17 protein-coding genes and 2 pseudogenes are annotated in these 16,987 nt (G+C 69.1%); 11 read left to right on the top strand and 8 right to left on the bottom strand.

Translation table 11 applies throughout. The features are described 5' to 3' along the window. Window positions 1-413: 413 nt before the first annotated feature. The 8 genes and pseudogenes from E2B92_RS00390 (at window position 414) to E2B92_RS00360 (ending at window position 8,788) form a co-directional block, all read left to right on the top strand. The gene (locus E2B92_RS00390; RefSeq protein ID WP_126882854.1) at window positions 414-503 is read left to right on the top strand and encodes a potassium-transporting ATPase subunit F; all 90 of its coding nucleotides are present in this window, start codon (window positions 414-416) and stop codon (window positions 501-503) included. Window positions 504-710: 207 nt separating this feature from the next. Next, entirely contained in the window at window positions 711-860 is a 150-nt protein-coding gene (locus E2B92_RS32820; protein ID WP_185923453.1) for a hypothetical protein, read from the top strand. Then, entirely contained in the window at window positions 857-946 is a 90-nt protein-coding gene (gene kdpF / locus E2B92_RS00385) for a K(+)-transporting ATPase subunit F (RefSeq protein WP_018845955.1), read from the top strand. The genes E2B92_RS32820 and kdpF overlap by 4 nt, the downstream gene beginning before the upstream one ends. 8 nt (window positions 947-954) lie before the next feature. After that, window positions 955-2,619, top strand: a complete 1,665-nt coding sequence (kdpA, locus tag E2B92_RS00380) for a potassium-transporting ATPase subunit KdpA (protein WP_126882855.1) — start codon at window positions 955-957, stop codon at window positions 2,617-2,619. Next, on the top strand, window positions 2,616-4,754 hold the full coding sequence (gene kdpB, locus E2B92_RS00375; RefSeq protein WP_126882856.1) for a potassium-transporting ATPase subunit KdpB: 2,139 nt from the start codon (window positions 2,616-2,618) through the stop codon (window positions 4,752-4,754). The genes kdpA and kdpB overlap by 4 nt, the downstream gene beginning before the upstream one ends. A gap of 8 nt (window positions 4,755-4,762) precedes the next feature. Next, window positions 4,763-5,428: a potassium-transporting ATPase subunit C gene (locus E2B92_RS00370; protein WP_126882857.1), complete on the top strand. Its 666-nt coding sequence runs from the start codon at window positions 4,763-4,765 to the stop codon at window positions 5,426-5,428. Window positions 5,429-5,540: 112 nt separating this feature from the next. Next, a complete protein-coding gene (locus tag E2B92_RS00365; protein WP_126882858.1) occupies window positions 5,541-6,227 on the top strand; it encodes a response regulator in 687 nt (228 codons plus the stop codon). A 16-nt stretch (window positions 6,228-6,243) separates the two neighbouring features. Beyond that, window positions 6,244-8,788 (top strand): annotated as a pseudogene (locus E2B92_RS00360) (DUF4118 domain-containing protein). A 696-nt stretch (window positions 8,789-9,484) separates the two neighbouring features. On the opposite strand, the gene E2B92_RS32555 reads toward E2B92_RS00360, so the two are convergent. Further along, on the bottom strand, window positions 9,485-9,652 hold the full coding sequence (locus E2B92_RS32555; protein WP_160159714.1) for a hypothetical protein: 168 nt from the start codon (window positions 9,650-9,652) through the stop codon (window positions 9,485-9,487). A gap of 196 nt (window positions 9,653-9,848) precedes the next feature. Between E2B92_RS32555 and E2B92_RS00355 the strand changes: the two are divergent. Next, window positions 9,849-10,191 (top strand): annotated as a pseudogene (locus tag E2B92_RS00355) (transposase); the annotation flags it as partial. Window positions 10,192-10,529: 338 nt separating this feature from the next. Here E2B92_RS00355 and E2B92_RS00350 read toward each other — a convergent pair. The 3 genes from E2B92_RS00350 to E2B92_RS33135 all read right to left on the bottom strand — a co-directional run bounded on the left by E2B92_RS00350 (window position 10,530) and on the right by E2B92_RS33135 (window position 11,857). Then, window positions 10,530-10,820 (bottom strand): hypothetical protein, encoded by a 291-nt coding sequence (locus E2B92_RS00350; protein ID WP_126882859.1) that lies wholly within the window; start codon window positions 10,818-10,820, stop codon window positions 10,530-10,532. Then, complete coding sequence (locus E2B92_RS00345) at window positions 10,817-11,044, bottom strand: hypothetical protein (protein ID WP_126882860.1); 228 nt, start codon at window positions 11,042-11,044, stop codon at window positions 10,817-10,819. Before E2B92_RS00345 ends, E2B92_RS00350 begins: the two co-directional genes overlap by 4 nt. Window positions 11,045-11,329: 285 nt before the next feature. Further along, window positions 11,330-11,857 carry a hypothetical protein gene (locus E2B92_RS33135; protein ID WP_235023612.1) on the bottom strand — a complete coding sequence of 176 codons (528 nt, stop codon included), beginning with the start codon at window positions 11,855-11,857 and terminating at the stop codon, window positions 11,330-11,332. A gap of 77 nt (window positions 11,858-11,934) precedes the next feature. Here E2B92_RS33135 and E2B92_RS33130 point away from each other — a divergent pair, with 77 nt between their 5' ends. Together E2B92_RS33130 and E2B92_RS00335 are read left to right on the top strand one after the other, a co-directional pair. Then, window positions 11,935-12,369: a pentapeptide repeat-containing protein gene (locus E2B92_RS33130; RefSeq protein WP_235023611.1), complete on the top strand. Its 435-nt coding sequence runs from the start codon at window positions 11,935-11,937 to the stop codon at window positions 12,367-12,369. 125 nt (window positions 12,370-12,494) lie between these two features. Next, a complete protein-coding gene (locus E2B92_RS00335; protein WP_235023610.1) occupies window positions 12,495-12,887 on the top strand; it encodes a hypothetical protein in 393 nt (130 codons plus the stop codon). Window positions 12,888-13,005: 118 nt separating this feature from the next. Here the strand turns inward: E2B92_RS00335 and E2B92_RS00330 are convergent, their stop codons facing one another. From E2B92_RS00330 to E2B92_RS00315, 4 genes are all read right to left on the bottom strand, one after another. Continuing rightward, window positions 13,006-14,049, bottom strand: a complete 1,044-nt coding sequence (locus tag E2B92_RS00330; RefSeq protein WP_126882861.1) for a zeta toxin family protein — start codon at window positions 14,047-14,049, stop codon at window positions 13,006-13,008. Then, window positions 14,046-14,357: a hypothetical protein gene (locus E2B92_RS00325; RefSeq protein WP_185923454.1), complete on the bottom strand. Its 312-nt coding sequence runs from the start codon at window positions 14,355-14,357 to the stop codon at window positions 14,046-14,048. The genes E2B92_RS00330 and E2B92_RS00325 overlap by 4 nt, the downstream gene beginning before the upstream one ends. Window positions 14,358-15,168: 811 nt before the next feature. Next, entirely contained in the window at window positions 15,169-15,501 is a 333-nt protein-coding gene (locus E2B92_RS00320; protein ID WP_126882863.1) for a peptidase inhibitor family I36 protein, read from the bottom strand. A 411-nt stretch (window positions 15,502-15,912) separates the two neighbouring features. Further along, window positions 15,913-16,956 carry a hypothetical protein gene (locus E2B92_RS00315; protein ID WP_126882864.1) on the bottom strand — a complete coding sequence of 348 codons (1,044 nt, stop codon included), beginning with the start codon at window positions 16,954-16,956 and terminating at the stop codon, window positions 15,913-15,915. Window positions 16,957-16,987 lie beyond the last annotated feature (31 nt).

The following is a 16,987-nucleotide window of genomic DNA, read 5'->3' as shown; positions in this document are numbered from 1 at the left end:
CGCGGCGACGACCCGATGGGCAGGAAGTGCCGCGCCGCCGCGTACGCCGTCCCCGCGGGCCGGGAGGCGCGCGCCGGCTTTGAGCGGCCGCGGAAAAACGTAGCCGCAACGGAGACGCCGAACGCGCTGAAGGGGCCTGCCCTTACGGAGCCCTGACGACGTCATGGACGTCCGTGTCCAGCGGACGTCAAGCTCGCGTCAAGGGGGCGGCAAGCGCATCAAGGGGGCGTCAACAAGCCCGGTTTCTTGGGCGTGCGGCCGCTGCGCACGTCCGGCGCACGCGCCGTATCAAGGTCGTGTCAGCCCTCACCCACGTACCGCCATGGTGTCGTCAATACGGCTGGCGGCGACCGCCACCGCGGCGAGACGCTTCGCGTACGGAGCAGGTCTCCGCACCAAGGAGTCGGTCCAGGATGGATGCGGAGAACGTCGTCGGGCTCATCGTCGCCCTCGCCCTCGTCGGATACCTGGTGGCAGCGGTGAGGTACCCGGGAAAGTTCTGAGGCGCCGGCAGCACTCTCCCTCTCCATGAGGCGCAGGACGGCCCGGGGACCGGGCGCTGCACCACACCGTTGCGAGAGCTCCGAGCCGCACAGGCCACTGCGGCTGAATGAGGGCGTACAGGGGCCGTACAGGGCCCGTACAGGGGCCGTCAAAACGGCGCGGGCGGCCGTAAGGGAGCCGTCAACGAGAGCTGCGGCCTGGCTGACATGCGGTTTCCTCGAACGGTCCGAGAGACGGATTGTCATCTCATCGTCTTCATTCAGGAGCTCTCGATGGCCGACGTGGCCTTCGTCGTCACCACGATCGCGGTGTTCGCGCTGGTGGCCTTTATCGCCAAGGGGGTGGCGAAGCTGTGACCGCTGAGAACATCGTCGGCCTGGTCGTGGCCGTCGCTCTGCTGGGTTATCTGGTCCTCGCCCTGGTCAAGCCGGAGAGGTTCTGAGCACCTCCATGAGCCCTTTCCTCTCCGGCGTGCTTCAAATGCTCGCCCTGATTGCCGCGCTCGCCCTCGCGTACCGTCCGCTCGGCGACTACATGGCCCGGGTCTACTCCTCCGACAAGCACCTGCGGGTGGAGAAGTGGATCTACAAGGCCATTGGCGCCAACCCTGACGCCGAGATGCGCTGGCCCGCCTACCTGCGCGGTGTGCTGGCCTTCTCGGCCGTGTGCGTTCTCTTCCTCTACGGCCTGCAGCGGCTCCAGGGCTCGCTGCCCGGCTCGCTCGGCTTCGTGTCGATCGACCCGGACCAGGCGTTCAACACCGCCGCGTCGTTCGTATCGAACACCAACTGGCAGTCGTACTACGGCGAGCAGGCCATGGGCCACGTCGTCCAGACCGGTGGCCTGGCGGTGCAGAACTTCGTCTCCGCCGCCGTCGGCATCGCGGTCGCCGTCGCACTCGTACGGGGCTTCACCCGGTCCCGCACCGGCGAACTGGGCAACTTCTGGGCCGACCTGGTGCGCGGTGTCGTCCGGATCCTGCTGCCGATCTCCGTCATCGGTGCGATCATCCTGGTCTCCTGTGGTGCCATCCAGAACTTCGCAGGCATCCACCAGGTCGGCCAGTTCATGGGCGGCTCGCAGCAGTGGAACGGCGGCGCCGTCGCCTCCCAGGAGGTCATCAAGGAGCTGGGAACGAACGGAGGCGGCTATTTCAACGCCAACTCCGCCCATCCCTTCGAAAACCCGAACGGCTTCACCAACCTCTTCGAAATCTTCCTGATCCTGCTGATCCCGTTCTCACTCACGCGGACCTTCGGGCGGATCGTCGGCTCGCTGAAGCAGGGCTACGCGATCCTCGGCACGATGGCGACCATCTGGGTCGGATTCGTCCTGCTGATGTGGGCGACGGAGTTCGCCGGCCATGGTCCGGCCTTCGAGGCCGCGGGCGGCGCGATGGAGGGCAAGGAGACGCGCTTCGGGATCGGCGCCTCGTCCATCTTCGCGGTCTCCACCACCCTGACCTCCACCGGCGCGGTGGATTCCTTCCACTCCTCGTACACCGGCCTGGGCGGCGGCATCACCATGCTCGGCATGATGCTGGGCGAGATCGCGCCCGGCGGCGTCGGCTCCGGCCTGTACGGCATGCTGATCATGGCGATCATCGCGGTGTTCATCGCCGGCCTGATGGTCGGCCGCACCCCCGAGTACCTGGGCAAGAAGATCTCCACCCGCGAAATCAAGCTCGCGGCCTGCTACATCCTGGTCACCCCGGCACTGGTGCTCTGCTTCACCGCCGCCGCCATGGCGCTGGACACCCCGGCGAACTCCATGACGAACAGCGGCGCGCACGGCTTCTCCGAGGTCCTGTACGCCTACACCTCCGGAGCCAACAACAACGGCAGCGCCTTCGCCGGACTGAACGCCGACACCCCGTGGTTCAACACCACCATTGGGCTCGCCATGCTGCTCGGCCGGTTCGTGCCGATGGTGTTCGTGCTGGCACTCGCCGGCTCGCTCGCCGAGCAGACGCCGGTGCCCAAGACGGCGGGCACCCTGCGCACCGAGAAGCCGCTGTTCACCGGGCTGCTCGTCGGCACCATTGTGATCATCACCGGCCTGACCTACTTCCCCGCCCTCGCGCTGGGACCGCTCGCCGAAGGGCTGGCGTCATGACCACCGACGTGACGAAGCAAGAGAACTCCATGTCCACGGCCTCTGCGGCCCCCGCGCCCCACCATGATGTGCCGACCGGTCACAAGCCGGACGCGGGCCGTGTCGCCGGGGGCCTGTTCGACCCGAAGCAACTGGTCACCTCCTTCCCGGACGCGATCCGCAAGCTCGACCCCCGGGTGATGGTCAAGTCACCCGTCATGTTCGTGGTACTCGTCGGCTCGGTTGCCACCACGCTGCTGGCGCTGAAGAATCCCGGCGACTGGTTCGGCTGGGCGATCACCGTGTGGCTGTGGCTCACCACCATCTTCGCCAACCTGGCGGAGGCGGTGGCCGAGGGCCGCGGAAAGGCCCAGGCCGACACGCTGCGCAAGGCCAAGACCGACACGGTCGCCCGCCGTCTCAGCGACAGCGGTGAGGAGCGCGTGCCCGGCACCGAGCTGCGGATCGGCGACCTCGTCATCTGCGAGGCCGGCGACATCATCCCGGGCGACGGCGATGTCGCCGAGGGCGTGGCATCCGTGGACGAGTCCGCCATCACGGGCGAGTCGGCCCCCGTCATCCGCGAATCCGGCGGCGACCGGTCGGCCGTCACCGGCGGTACGAAGGTGCTGTCCGACCGGATCGTCATCAAGATCACGACGAAGCCCGGCGAGACGTTCATCGACCGCATGATCAACCTGGTCGAAGGTGCCGCACGGCAGAAGACCCCCAACGAGATCGCGCTCAACATCCTGCTCGCCTCGCTCACCATCGTCTTCCTGCTCGCCGTGGTGACCCTGAAGCCGTTCGCCATCTACGCGGGCGCCGACGCGCAGACCTCGATGATCGTCCTCGTCGCCCTGCTGGTCTGCCTGATCCCCACCACGATCGGCGCCCTGCTGTCGGCGATCGGCATCGCGGGCATGGACCGGCTCGTCCAGCGCAACGTGCTGGCCATGTCGGGCCGGGCTGTCGAGGCGGCGGGCGACGTGTCGACGCTGCTGCTCGACAAGACCGGCACCATCACCCTCGGCAACCGCCGGGCCGCAGAGTTCGTCCCCGTCAAGGGCACCACGGCCGCTGAGGTGGCGGACGCCGCCCAGCTCTCCTCCCTCGCCGACGAGACGCCCGAGGGCCGCTCCGTCGTCGTCCTGGCCAAGGAGAAGTACGGGCTGCGCGAGCGCCACCAGGGCGAACTGACCCACGCCGAATGGATCGCCTTCACCGCCCAGACCCGGATGTCCGGCGTGGACATCGACGGGCGCAAGGTCCGCAAGGGCGCCACGGCTTCGATCATCGCGTGGGTGGAGGAGCGCGGCGGCCAGGTCGCCGACGACGCCGACGAGACCGCGAACCGCATCTCGGAGGCCGGCGGCACACCGCTGCTCGTGGCGGCCGAGGACGACAAGGGCGCACGGATCCTGGGCGTCATCCACCTCAAGGACGTCGTCAAGGAGGGCATGCGGGAGCGGTTCGACGAGCTGCGCCGCATGGGCATCAAGACCGTCATGATCACGGGTGACAACCCGCTCACCGCCCGCGCCATCGCCGAGGAAGCGGGAGTGGACGACTTCCTCGCCGAGGCCACCCCCGAGGACAAGATGGCCCTCATCAAGCGGGAGCAGGCCGGCGGCAAGCTCGTCGCGATGACCGGTGACGGTACGAACGACGCCCCGGCCCTCGCGCAGGCGGACGTCGGGGTGGCGATGAACACCGGCACCTCGGCCGCCAAGGAGGCCGGGAACATGGTAGACCTCGACTCCAACCCCACCAAGCTCATCGAAATCGTCGAGATCGGCAAACAACTCCTCATCACCCGGGGAGCGTTGACGACCTTCTCGATCGCCAACGACGTCGCGAAGTACTTCGCGATCATCCCCGCGATGTTCGCGATCGCCTACCCGGGACTGGACAAGCTCAACATCATGGGCCTGGCCTCGCCCGAGTCGGCGATCCTCTCCGCAGTGATCTTCAACGCGCTGGTCATCGTCGCGCTGGTGCCGCTGGCCCTCAAGGGCGTGCGCTACCGGCCCATGAGCGCCGACCGGATGCTCCGCCGCAACCTCGGCATCTACGGCCTCGGCGGCCTCGTCGCGCCATTCATCGGAATCAAGATCATCGACCTGCTCCTCTCCCTCATCCCTGGCATCGGGTGACGACCACCATGAACACGTCCGTAGGAAACACCGCACGCCTGATCGGTGCCGGGCTGCGCGCCCTGCTGGTCCTCACCCTGGTCACCGGGGTGCTCTACCCCCTGGCCGTCACCGGCCTCGCCCAGGGGCTGTTCCCCGGCAAGGCCAACGGCTCCGAGATCCGCAGCGACGGCAAGGTCGTCGGCTCCGAACTCATCGGCCAGCGTTACGACCTGCCGGCGAAGGAGGGCGAGCAGACCCCGGCGCCGGACCTGAAGTGGTTCCAGCCGCGCCCGTCCAACGGCCTGGGCACCAACACCGTCAACACCCAGTACAAGCTGGTCCTTTCCGGAGCCACCAACCGCGCCGGAGACAACGCCGAGCTGCTCCAGTGGGTGAAGAACGCCAAGGCCGCCGTCGTGAAGGACAACAGCACTGCCACCTACCAGGTGAAGCCCGGCGACGTGCCGGCCGACGCCGTCACCTCCTCCGGCTCCGGCCTGGACCCCCACATCTCCCCGGAGTACGCCAAGCTCCAGGTCCACCGCGTCGCCGAGAAGAACCAGCTCCACGTCGCGCAGGTCGAGCAACTCGTCGCCGAGCACACCGACGGCCGGATCCTCGGCTTCATCGGTGAGCCCCGCGTCAACGTCCTCAAGCTCAACATCGCACTGAAGGAACTGGCCAAGAGCTGATGGCCTTACCGGGAGAACGGGCGAGTCGGCGGGCCCGGAGCGCCACGAGCACCCCCGGGGCCGCCGCCTCCCGAGCACAGGCCATCCCTCACGAGAGAAAGGCGGCACGCCGATGACCCGGGTGCTGGTCGTGGAGGACGACCCTCAGCTCGTACGCGCCCTGGTGATCAACCTGCAGGCACGCACGTACGACGTCGACGCCGCACCCGACGGAGCGACCGCCCTCCGGCTCGCGGCGGCCCGTCGGCTCGACGCGGTCCTCCTCGACCTGGGCCTGCCCGACATGGACGGCATCGAGGTAATCAAGGGGTTGCGTGGCTGGACCCGCGTCCCCATCCTCGTGCTGTCCGCCCGCAACGGCTTCGAGGACAAGATCCGCGCCCTGGACGCGGGCGCGGACGACTACATGACGAAACCGTTCAGCATGGACGAGCTGCTGGCCAGACTCCGAGCCGCCACCCGCCGCGGGGACGCGGCGCCCCCGGCGGCTGCCGAGACGGCCCTCGTGACGACCGACGAGTTCACCGTCGACCTCGTCGCGAAGAAGGTCCGGCGCGGGAGCCGCGACGTCCGGCTGACACCCACCGAATGGCACCTCCTGGAAATCCTGATCAGCAACCCCGGGCGGCTGATCAGCCAGAAACGACTGCTCCAGGAGGTGTGGGGGCCCACCCACGGCAGCAAGACGAACTACCTCCGGGTCTACATGGCCCAGTTGCGACGGAAACTGGAAGCGGATCCGTCCCATCCGCGGTACCTCATCACCGAGCCCGGCATGGGCTACCGCTTCGAGAGGTAGGAACGGAAGACAGAACATGGCACGCGGCAAGCTGCGGATCTACCTCGGCGCGGCGCCGGGCGTCGGCAAGACCTACGCGATGCTCTCCGAAGCGCACCGCCGCGTGGAGCGCGGTACCGACTGCGTCGTCGCGTTCGTCGAGCACCACAACCGGCCCCGTACGGAGGTGATGCTGCACGGCCTGGAGCAGGTCCCGCGCCGGGAGATCGAGTACCGGGGCAGCGTCTTCACCGAAATGGACGTCGACGCCGTCCTGGCCCGTCGGCCCGCCGTCGCCCTCGTGGACGAGATGGCCCACACCAACGTCCCCGGGTCGCGCAACGCCAAGCGCTGGCAGGACGTCGAGGAGCTGCTCGCCGCCGGCGTCGACGTGATCTCCACCGTCAACATCCAGCACCTGGAGTCGCTGGGCGACGTCGTGGAATCGATCACCGGCGTACGGCAGCGGGAGACGGTCCCCGACGAGGTGGTGCGCCGCGCCGATCAGATCGAGCTGGTCGACATGTCGCCCCAGGCGCTGCGCCGCCGCATGGCGCACGGCAACATCTACCAGCCGGACAAGGTCGACGCGGCCCTCTCCAACTACTTCCGCCCCGGCAACCTCACCGCGCTGCGCGAGCTGGCCCTGCTGTGGACCGCCGACCGGGTCGACGAGTACCTGCAGGAGTACCGGACCGAGCACGGGGTCTCGAAGATCTGGGGGTCCCGCGAACGCATCGTCGTCGGCCTCACCGGCGGCCCCGAGGGCCGCACCCTCATCCGCCGGGCCGTCCGGCTGGCGGAAAAGGGCGCGGGCGGAGAGGTCCTCGCCGTCTACATCGCCCGCAGCGACGGCCTGACTGCCGCCTCGCCCAAGGAACTCGCGGTCCAGCGCGCCCTGATCGAAGACCTGGGGGGAACCTTCCACCACGTCATCGGCGACGACGTGCCCACCGCCATGCTCGAATTCGCGCGCGGCGTCAACGCCACCCAGATCGTCCTGGGCGTCAGCCGCCGGCGCTCCTGGCAGTACATCTTCGGACCGGGCGTCAGCGCCATCGTCGCCCGTGACTCCGGCCCCGACCTCGACGTCCACATCGTCACCCACGACGAGGCCGCCAAGGGCCGCCGCCTGCCCACCACCCGCACCACACGGCTCGGCCGCTCTCGCACCATCTGGGGCTGGCTGACCGGCCTGGCAGGGCCGGCGCTGCTCACCCTGCTGCTGACCCACATCGACGCCGATCTGGGCCTCGCCAACGACGTGCTGCTGTTCTTGTCCTGCACCGTGGCCTCCGCCATGCTCGGCGGCCTGCTCCCGGCGCTGGCATCGGCGGCCGTCGGCTCCCTGCTGCTCAACTGGTTCTTCACGCCCCCTGTCCACGAGCTGACCATCGCCGACCCGAAGAACCTGGTCGCCCTCCTGATCTTCGTGGGGGTGGCGATCTCCGTTGCCTCCGTGGTCGACCTCGCCGCTCGCCGGACCCACCAGGCCGCCCGGCTGCGCGCGGAGTCCGAGACGCTGTCCTTCCTGGCCGGCACCATCCTGCGCGGAGAGTCGAGCCTGGACGCCCTGCTGGAGAGGGTCCGTGAGACGTTCTCCATGGAGTCGGTCGCGCTGCTGGAGCGGGGGAGCGACGTCGAACCGTGGAATTGCGCCGGCAGCGTCGGCCCCCACCCGGTCACCCGGCCCGAGGCGGCCGATGTCGACATGCCGGTCGGCGACCGCATGTCCCTCGCGCTGTGCGGGCGAGCCCTGCCCGCCGAGGACCGCCGGGTGCTGGGCGCCTTCGCCGCCCAGGCCGCCGTCGTCCTGGACCGGCAGCGGCTCGTCGGCGAGGCCGAGGAGGCGCGCAAGCTCGCCGAGGGCAACAAGATCCGCACGTCGCTGCTGGCGGCCGTCAGCCACGACCTGCGTACGCCCTTGGCCGCCATCAAGGCCGCAGTTACCTCGCTGCGCTCCGACGACGTCGACTGGTCCGAGGAGGACCAGGCGGAGCTGCTGGAAAGCATCGAGGTCGGCACGGACCGCCTCGACCACCTGGTCGGCAACCTCCTCGACATGTCCCGCCTGGAGACGGGCACGGTCACCCCGCTGATCGGCGAGACGGACCTGGACGAAGTGGTGCCGATGGCGCTGGGCGGCGTACCGGAGGGCAGCGTCGAGCTCGACATTCCCGAATCGCTCCCCATGGTCGCCGTCGACCGCGGACTGCTGGAGCGTACGGTCGCCAACATCGTCGAGAACGCGGTCAAGTACAGCACCGACGGCACGGCCGGTCCTGGTGTCGGCCAGCGCCATCGCCGACCGCGTCGAACTCCGCGTCATCGACAGCGGCCCTGGCGTCCCCGACGACGCAAAGGACCGTATCTTCGCGGCCTTCCAGCGCTACGGCGACGCCCCGGGCAGCGCCGGAGTCGGTCTCGGTCTCGCCGTGGCCCGCGGCTTCGCCGAGGCCGTCGGAGGCACCCTGAGTGCCGAGGACACCCCCGGTGGCGGCCTGACGATGGTCCTGACCCTCCGACCGGCTACCGGCCATCCGCCGACGAGCCCCGACCTCCCGGCGACCGTCACCACCTGAAGGCCCTATAAGGGTGTGGTACTTCCTCATGCTGCCCTGGAAGTTGTACGTGCTGGCCGAGGTATGCGGCTGGAGGGCGGGTTGATGGCCCTGCCGTTGACGTACGCCTCCGGGATGGCAACCGTCACCGTCGACCCGAGGTTCGCCCGCGCGGTGTGCGACAGCTTGAAGCCCCACGCGAGCGTGCCGCCAGCCGCGCGGTGGAGGTCACCGTGCGCACCGCGTGCTTCCACGTCCCCGTGCACAGCTTGTTCGCCGGGGTGCGTGCACCTCCTCGGTACCTCCCTTGCCAATTCCTCGACGGTCGCCGCGCCCTTCGGCACACCCTGTGTGAGGAACGCTCCTCCGTTCCCGTACGACTCCTCGACTCCCGCCGCGGGAGCGGAACCGCCGGCCAGCAGGACACCGCACGCGACGGTCGCTGCAGCCAGGGTCCGCTTGCACAGAGATCTCCCCGGGTTCGTTTCCGGCCCCAACTACCGTGGTTCAGAGCGCCGTTCGTGTGGCGCTGTGCGAAAAGTCCTTCCCGTGCCGATCACGAGCACAACGCCTGATGCGTAGGAAAAATCGTCAGGAAGGGGAGCGACGGCGCTGCCTGGTGCAAACCCGCGGTGCCTGTTCGTTGATGGCGGAGACTCACCCATGCAGGCTGATCGCGGAGAACTTTGAGCGGCGACCGCAATCGGGCGGAGCCGCTCAGGGCCGATAGATCAGTTCTAGCAGGAATGCCGTGATCAGCAGCCACGCGCCGATCCCCACCAGCCAAAGCCAACCAGCCAGGGCACCAGCAGCGACCAAGGCCACGGCCAACATCGTGAGAGCGACGATGATGCGACGCATACCGCGCTGGGACAGGACTTTCATGCACGTGCCTCCGCGCGACAGGCGGGTCCGTCTCCGACGGGCAACGGGTGAGGGCCGCTGTGTGTCGCTCCAAGGACGCCAGTCATGCCCGCAGCCTAGGGGGGAGTGGTCCCGAAACGGTGGGCACTGCCTGCTTGCGCCGAGCAGGTGCTGAGAAGTCATCCCAGTTGGCGTGATCTTGCGGCAGCCTGGGGCGATGACTGGTGCGCTTGTCGAGCGGATGGTGCCGGAAGACCTGTGGCAGTTGTTCCAGCGAGTGGTGCCGCCGGCGCCGGTCCGCCCGCAGAGCGGAAGGCATCGCCGGCGAGGGGATCGCGAGGTGCCGGCCGCGATCATCATCATGGCTACCTCGGGCTCGCACCTGGAACCATCTGCCACCGGGGTTCGCCCTGTCGGGAATGACCGCCTTCCGCCGGATCACCGAGTGGACCGAGGCCACGGTGTGGGCCAAGCTCCACCGCCTGGTCCTTGACGAACTCGGTTCCCGGGGCGGGCTGGACTGGTCACGGTACGCGATCGACGCCGTCAGCGTCCGGGCCACCGCTCGATGAGCGCCTGGCGCTCGGCGGCAGCCGGGTCCGGCACCGTTGGGGCGGCCTCCTGCCCGGGACGCCGGGGGCCAGAAGTGCCTAGGCCGCCGGACGGACGCTGCCGGAAGCGGTCGTCTCAGACACGGCCGTCACCACGCAGCTCCTCCCACACGTCCTCGGGGCGGACGGTGCCGCTTATTCCCGGTAGGGCGCCGCCCCAGCGCCAGGCTGTCTCCCATGGCTGCTGCATCTGGATGTCGAAGTAGCCGTCGATACGAGCTGCCCGCCGCTCCAGTACCAGCGGGCCAGGCGAAGCTCACATAGGGTGAGTACACCGGGACGCCCGATCACGGAAGGCCGGGGCTCTCCTGCATCGCGCGACGGACGTTGAGCACCGCGGTCACGTACGCGGCGGACTTCTCCTCGAGGCTCACGATGCGGGACGGCGGCGTCCAGCCCTGGGTGCCGACGATGACACCGGCGGCGAGCTGCGGCGTGACGGGCAGCACGGGTTCGGTTCCGTCTTCGAAGCAGATCCGCCACTCGCGCTCGTGCAGCCAGTCCGCCCGACCGCGCGCGGGATCCGGCTCGTAGACCACGCAGCGGTTGCACGTCGGCCGCGGCAGCGCGGCCCTCATCCGGTCCCGCTCCTCGCGGGAGACGTGGAGGAGGGGCCGGGCTCCGGCGGCGATGAGCTGCTGGCGGTGGAGCAGGAGGCCCCCGGTTCGTACCGGCCCCGCCCGGTGCCCTCCCGGAGCATGACGCGGCGGGCCTCCTCGGTGACCTCGCTGAAGCAGATCTCCGGGGCGTCGGTCTCGAAGGTCTGCGCCCCGCGCAGGGTTCCGCTGTGCAGGATGCTCATCAGACGCTGCTGCGGCGTGGTAGGCGGAAAGGCCTGCCGCTTCGCGGGCTGCACCAAGGGTGAGCACCAGATCGACCACCGCATGCCCGGTACCGTGCCCAGCGCATGGCGCCAGAACCAATGACTGGGGTGGAGTGAGAAAGAGGACCGCAACGACGTCAAGGCAGACGGTCGCTCGTGCTCTGACGCTCCAAGCGCTGCAACCACAGCCATCCGGGCCTTGTCTTCCATCCCATGACAGCCAATCGACGACCGCGACCGACCTCGGACGACCGGGAATTGCGGCTATGGAGAGTCGGCCGGGCCCTGACCGTCACCTTCGTCGCCGCGGTCGTCGTGGCCGGAGGCGTCTTCGACGGCTTGGTGTACCTCCTGAACTTCAAGGAGATCGACACCACCGCGAAGCTCGACGCCAAGACGCTCTTCGACCTGGTCAAGCTCTCCTTCGGCGTGGTCGCCGGGGCCGGCGCGCTCGTCGCTCTGGTCGTCGCCTACCGCCGCCAGCGCGTTGATGAGGCCGGGGCGCACCGCGAGGCTACCCGGCTCCACACCGAACGCTTCTCCCAGGCCGTCGAGCGACTCGGCTCGGACTCCGCTGCCGTCCGGCTCGGCGGCGTCCACGCCCTGGCCGGACTCGCCGACGACGCCCCCGACGACAGCCTGCGCCAGACCTGCATTGACGTCCTGTGCGCCTACCTCCAACTCCCCTTCACCCCTGACCCCGGCGACGACCCTGACCACCAGGAAGAGCACCACCGCTTCCTGGCCCTCCGGAAGGTCCGGCACACAATCCTGCGCCTCATCGGCGATCATTACCGTCGTCCTCGGGGAACCCACGCTCCTGGCAAGGCTGCGACCTCGACCTCACTGGCGTCACCATTGACGGCAAAGTGTCCTTCGCGGGCGCGGACTTCTCCCGCGGCAGGGTGTCCTTCTCCGGCGCGACGTTCGACGGCAGAGTGTCCTTCGACGGCGCGACGTTCTCCGGCGGCGCGGTGATTTTTGACGGCGCGACGTTCTCCGATGACTGCGTGTCCTTCTCCGGCGCGACGTTTTCCGGTGACTGCGTGGTGTCCTTCTTCGGCGCGACGTTCTCCGGCGGCGAGGTGTACTTCGCCGAGGCGACATTCTCCGGCTGCATAGTGTCCTTCGACGGCGCGGCGTTCTCCGGCGGCGTGGTGAGCTTTATCGGCGCGGCGTTCTCCGGCGGCGGGGTGCGCTTCAACCACGCGACGGGGCCAGCCCCCGACGGGCTCATCGCAATCCGCACTTCCGCTGCGGCGCGGATCACCCTTCCCTCCGCCTGGCAGCTCTCGAATCTGTAGCGGGCGGGGAGGCGGAAACGGTCTCTCGTAACCTCTGCAACCGCAGGTCTCGAAGCCTTGTCTCCATCGACATGACACTGAACCCCGCGGCCGCGATCAACTGCGGATGATCGAGAGCTGCGCCTGTGGAAGGTGCCCTGGCCATCACCTTCGTCGCCGTCGTCCTGGTCGCGGGAGGCGTCTTCTACAGCTTGGTGGTCCTTCTGGACTTCCGACTGATCGACCGCACCACGAAGCTCGACTCGAAGACACTCTTCGACTTGGTGAAGCTCTCCTTCGGCGTGGTGGACGGGGCTGACGCGCTCGTCGCTCTGGTCGTCGCCTACCGCCGCCAGCGCGTCGACGAGGCCGACGCCCAACGGGAAGCCACCCGGTTGCACACCGAGCGCTCCTCTCAGGCCGTCGACAAAGTCGGATCCGACTCACCCGCAGTGCGGCTCGGCGGCGTTCATGCCCGGGCGGGCCTCGCCGACGACGCTCCCAAGCGGCTGACAGGATCAAACGCGTCGAGCGCGTAGCCACAAGCCGGACATAACCTGTTCTGCATCACTGCGACTGGCTCTGAGTTCCGAGCGGGCCCCGGTACCCCCTACGGGTACAATTCCGGGGCCCGCTGGTGCGGCTCGGCTACACGCTCTACTTGCCGCGTCCCTTGCGCGGCTCTGGGCCCTGCCGGGGTGCTGACCGGTCCCGGCTGCCCGGCGCTGGCGTGGAGCTTGGGTCGGGCTTCTTGAAGGTGCGGGTGGTGCTGCGCGAGCGTGCGGCCGCCGCTGAGGGTGCTGTCCCACCGAGCTGCTGGGCGGCAGCAGGGGCCATCAGTGGGCTGGCCTGCTGCTCGATATGTGCGAGGCGCATCGGCCACTCGGCGCCGTGCCTGCGGCTGGCATCCCGTAGCCGCATCTGGGTGGCGACGAAGCCGTCGCTCTCCGCTGCGCTCCATGAGCGGGTGCGTTCGGTCTCCAGCGCTTGCCGCAGTTGTGGCGGGCTCTCCCAGCCCCCGGAGGCGTCCAGGCTGTTGGTGTAGCGCGGGTTGCTCTCGCCGCGTCTGTACACGCTGGCCAGGTCGACCAGGGCGCCGCGGTCGACTCGGTCGGCCAGGTCGAGGATGCCGAGGTACGACTCGTCGGCGTTGGCCTGCACGGTCAGCTGTCCCTGACTGCGGTCGGCGAGCTGCTCGAAGTACCGGTTGACGATGCCCTGGTTGCTCATGGCCTGCGGGACGCCCATGAACAGGCCCTCGATCCGCGCACCGGCCTGCCGGTAGGCGCGCATCTTGTCCTCCAAGGCATGCGCGTCCTGCGAGGTCTCCTGGATGATGGCGTGCAGGCCGTGATCGCGCACGTACTGCTCGGCCTGCGCCATCCACGCGCGGCCGTCGGCGCGCGTGTACGCGGCCATGAGGGTGTCGTCCTGAGCCATCAGCTCCGCGTACGCGGGGTGGTAGGGCTTGTAGAGGTCGCTGTCGACGTCCACGAAGCCACCGTGCTGATTCAGCGCGGTGGCCACCAGCTCCGTAACCCGGCTCTTCCCGGCGTCCGGCTGGCCGACCAGGAAGACGACCGTGGGAGTCTCATGACTGGCGCGGCCCTCCAGCAGGTCCGGGACGATCCGCTCATGGAAGATGCGCTGGTTCTCCTCCTCTGGTAACCGGTAACGCTCCACCTCTGCCGGATCGATCATGCGATGCCCGCCAGAACGTCGCGAGCCAGCTCCGCGTAGCGCGCACGCGCCTCGGCGATCTGCTGACGGTCGGTGGAGCGCAGCGCCTCCCGCTCACGGGCTAGCCGGGCCTGCGCCACACGGGCTTCATCGATGGTGGTCTGGTTGGGCTCCGGCTTCTTCTCCTCGGCGGCGATGAGCGCGCTGTAGGCGCCGACGGCACCGTTCACCGCCTCGATCGCGGCCTCGTACGCGGCCGTCTCTTCATTCGACCAGTCATGCGGCTCCAACTGGTGCGTCACGGAGAAGCCATCGGCAGGTGCTGGCATGTGAACCCCCTTCTCTCCAGTGATCATTGTCGTGTACGGGAAGCCGCGAGTCACTGGACATTGCGGCCGGGCGGGTCCGCGACGGCCGGAGGTGCGCGGGAGCCTCGCGTCGTTCCGCCTCTACCGCCGCCGTGGTGGTAGGCGCCAGCGCCTGCGGCGGGTTGCGGATGCAGCCCGAACGCTCGGAGGGCTATCTGGCCAGATAATCTGCGGGCCTCGGCGGTCCCCTTCGAGGGGGAGCCGGGGCCCGCGTCGTTGTGCTCCGCACCGCCGTGGTGCGTCAGGTGCAGCACCTACGGCAGGGGCAGGTGAAGTGCCGGGGCCGCCGCGACGAATCTGTCCGCCGCGGTGATGGCGTCCAGACTCCGGGCGACCGCGTTGCCCACGTCATCCGCTTATCGCGGATCGTCGGAGGCGGGGTCCGCCGGTCAGTGAGTCGGCCGCGCGTGGATCGGGATATGGATCTCCCCGCCGCCGCCGCCGCAGTCGAAGTCGGACCACTCGTATTCGGGGGCTAGTGTCCATCCGTGGTCCGTCGCGGCCCGCACCGCCTCCCGGACCGCCTCGGTCCTGGTGTCGTAGTCCCCCAGGGCTACGGACGCGAGCGGCAGGGCGAGGTCGGAGCCTCGTTCGAGCGACAGAGGGACCTGGCCGAGGTGTGTGCAACGGCCGACGGCGCGGGCATGGAGAAGGGGGCTGCTCCACCCGTGCTGGGTGAAACAGCCCCTTGGGCTCCTCCCGGAGCGGCGGCCAGGGCCGCAGATGAGCCGGCCCGATCGCCGTGCGACGGTGGCCGGTCAGGCGCTCGGCGTCAGTCCTCGAACTTGAACCAGGAGGCGTCGTACTCGTCACCCGGACGGGAGACATAAAGCGGCCTCGGCTCGTCGAACGTGACCTCCGTCTCGGCGATGACGATCGAGGACGCCTTGTCGTGAAGGGCGCCCTCAAGCTTCGGGGTGTCGTCTTTCAGGCTGACCTGCTCGCCGGTGAAGTCGGCGTTCTCGAAGAGCGTCACCGTCCAGCCAGCCGGTACGCGGACGGAGGAGATGCAGTCGTTCATGGACGGGTCGAGCTTGTGGCGCCCCTTGCCGAGCGTGGCGCTCTTGCCCTTGTAGTCGGGGCCGGCGTAGACGGTCACAGTCATCAGAAGGCCTCATTTCGCGAAACGTTACCGCCTGATGACTATAAGTGACGCGGGCTCGACTGACTGGCGCAGGCGGTGCCCGGCCGGTCCCACCCGACGACGCAAGCCTGCCGACGGCGAAGCTCCGGGGTGGCTCTCGATTTCGCTGTCCAACTGGCTCCCGAATCACCTGCCCATACACCCACCACCCGATACGCGGACGGCGGTCAGCACGGGGCTGACGCTGTCCACGCCAAGAAGCGGGCCGCCATCGAGCGGACCCGGCTGTTCACCGCCGAGTGCGCCAGCGCTGGTATCGACCCGCCGCCGGGCGCGGTGGCCGCCCAGAGGCTGCGCGAGGCCTGCCAGCGCAGCGTGTCCGGCGGCACCTGCCGGTTGGCCGGCCGCTGCGCGTTGCGGGCTAAGCAAGTGTCAGGTCGGCTGCTCGACCACGGTGTCGCGCGAGTCGGGGGTCCAGGACATGGTCGTCTTGCCCGCTCCGCCGGGGTGCAGCCCCAGGGACTGGGCGGCGCTCTTGACGATGGTCAGTTGGAGAATGGCGGCCGGGGTGACGGGTTGGTCGCCCGCGTCGCCGCTGCTCGCGCCGCAGGAGTCGAGGCAGATCACGGCGTCGACCGCCGCGGTCTGGGCGTACGCGACTTGCCCGAGGCCCCCGGGTCGACCGCAAACAGTAGCGTGCCGGGGACGAGGTCGAGAGCCGGGATGGTCAGGAAGCCCCTGGTCGCCGTCATCCCTGCACCTTCTCGGTGTCGGTGTTCTCGGGCCCGACCGGCTGGCCGTCGTCCGTGTCGTCGTCGGCCAGCCGCTGGAGCACGGCGGCCGCCCCGTGACTGCCTGGTCGAGCGCGATGGCGTCGAGCAGCACCTGGTGCAGCGCCTTGTAGCCGGTCTCGAAGCGCGTGTGGAACCGGCAGGGGTCCGAGGCCTCGGAGCAGGCGCCGCAGTTCTCCCAGTCGGTGTCGTACGGCTCGATCTCCACCGGTGTGCGGAGCTCCTCGGAGGAGGCCAGGTCGAGCGCAGCCTCGGGCCGGAAGAGGCCGAGCTCGCGCTGCGGCCAGTCCTGCGGCAGCTCTCGTACGACAGGCCGAGGGCGGCGGCGACGGCGGGCTGGTACTCGACCAGCCGACGCCACAGGTTCTCCGCGGCCAGCACGGGGTCGTCGAGGCTCACACTTCCCCCCGTTCTGCCTCGCCGGGGCGTGCCGGTGGGCCGCGTACTCCTGGCGGATGTAGGCGCACAGATGGGGGAGGGTGCTGTTCGTGGTGAGCGAGTCCGGCCTGACGGGGCCGGTGGCGGTGGAGTGCTCGCGGTCGTGGTCGGCCAGGTCGAACGCGGCGTTGGTGATCATCTGGACGACCTTGCCGTCCTCGGCCGAGGCGTCGAGGGTGCTGCGGTCGGTGAGCGCGGCGCGGCGCAGCAGCCGCTCACGCAAGGGGAGATGGCGCCTGTTGCGCACTAAGTCCTCCTGCTCCTCGTACAGGTCGGGG

The sequence above is a fragment of the Streptomyces sp. WAC05374 genome (assembly GCF_004353505.1).
Lineage (GTDB): Bacteria > Actinomycetota > Actinomycetes > Streptomycetales > Streptomycetaceae > Streptomyces.
This window is presented reverse-complemented; position numbering and strand designations above follow the sequence as displayed.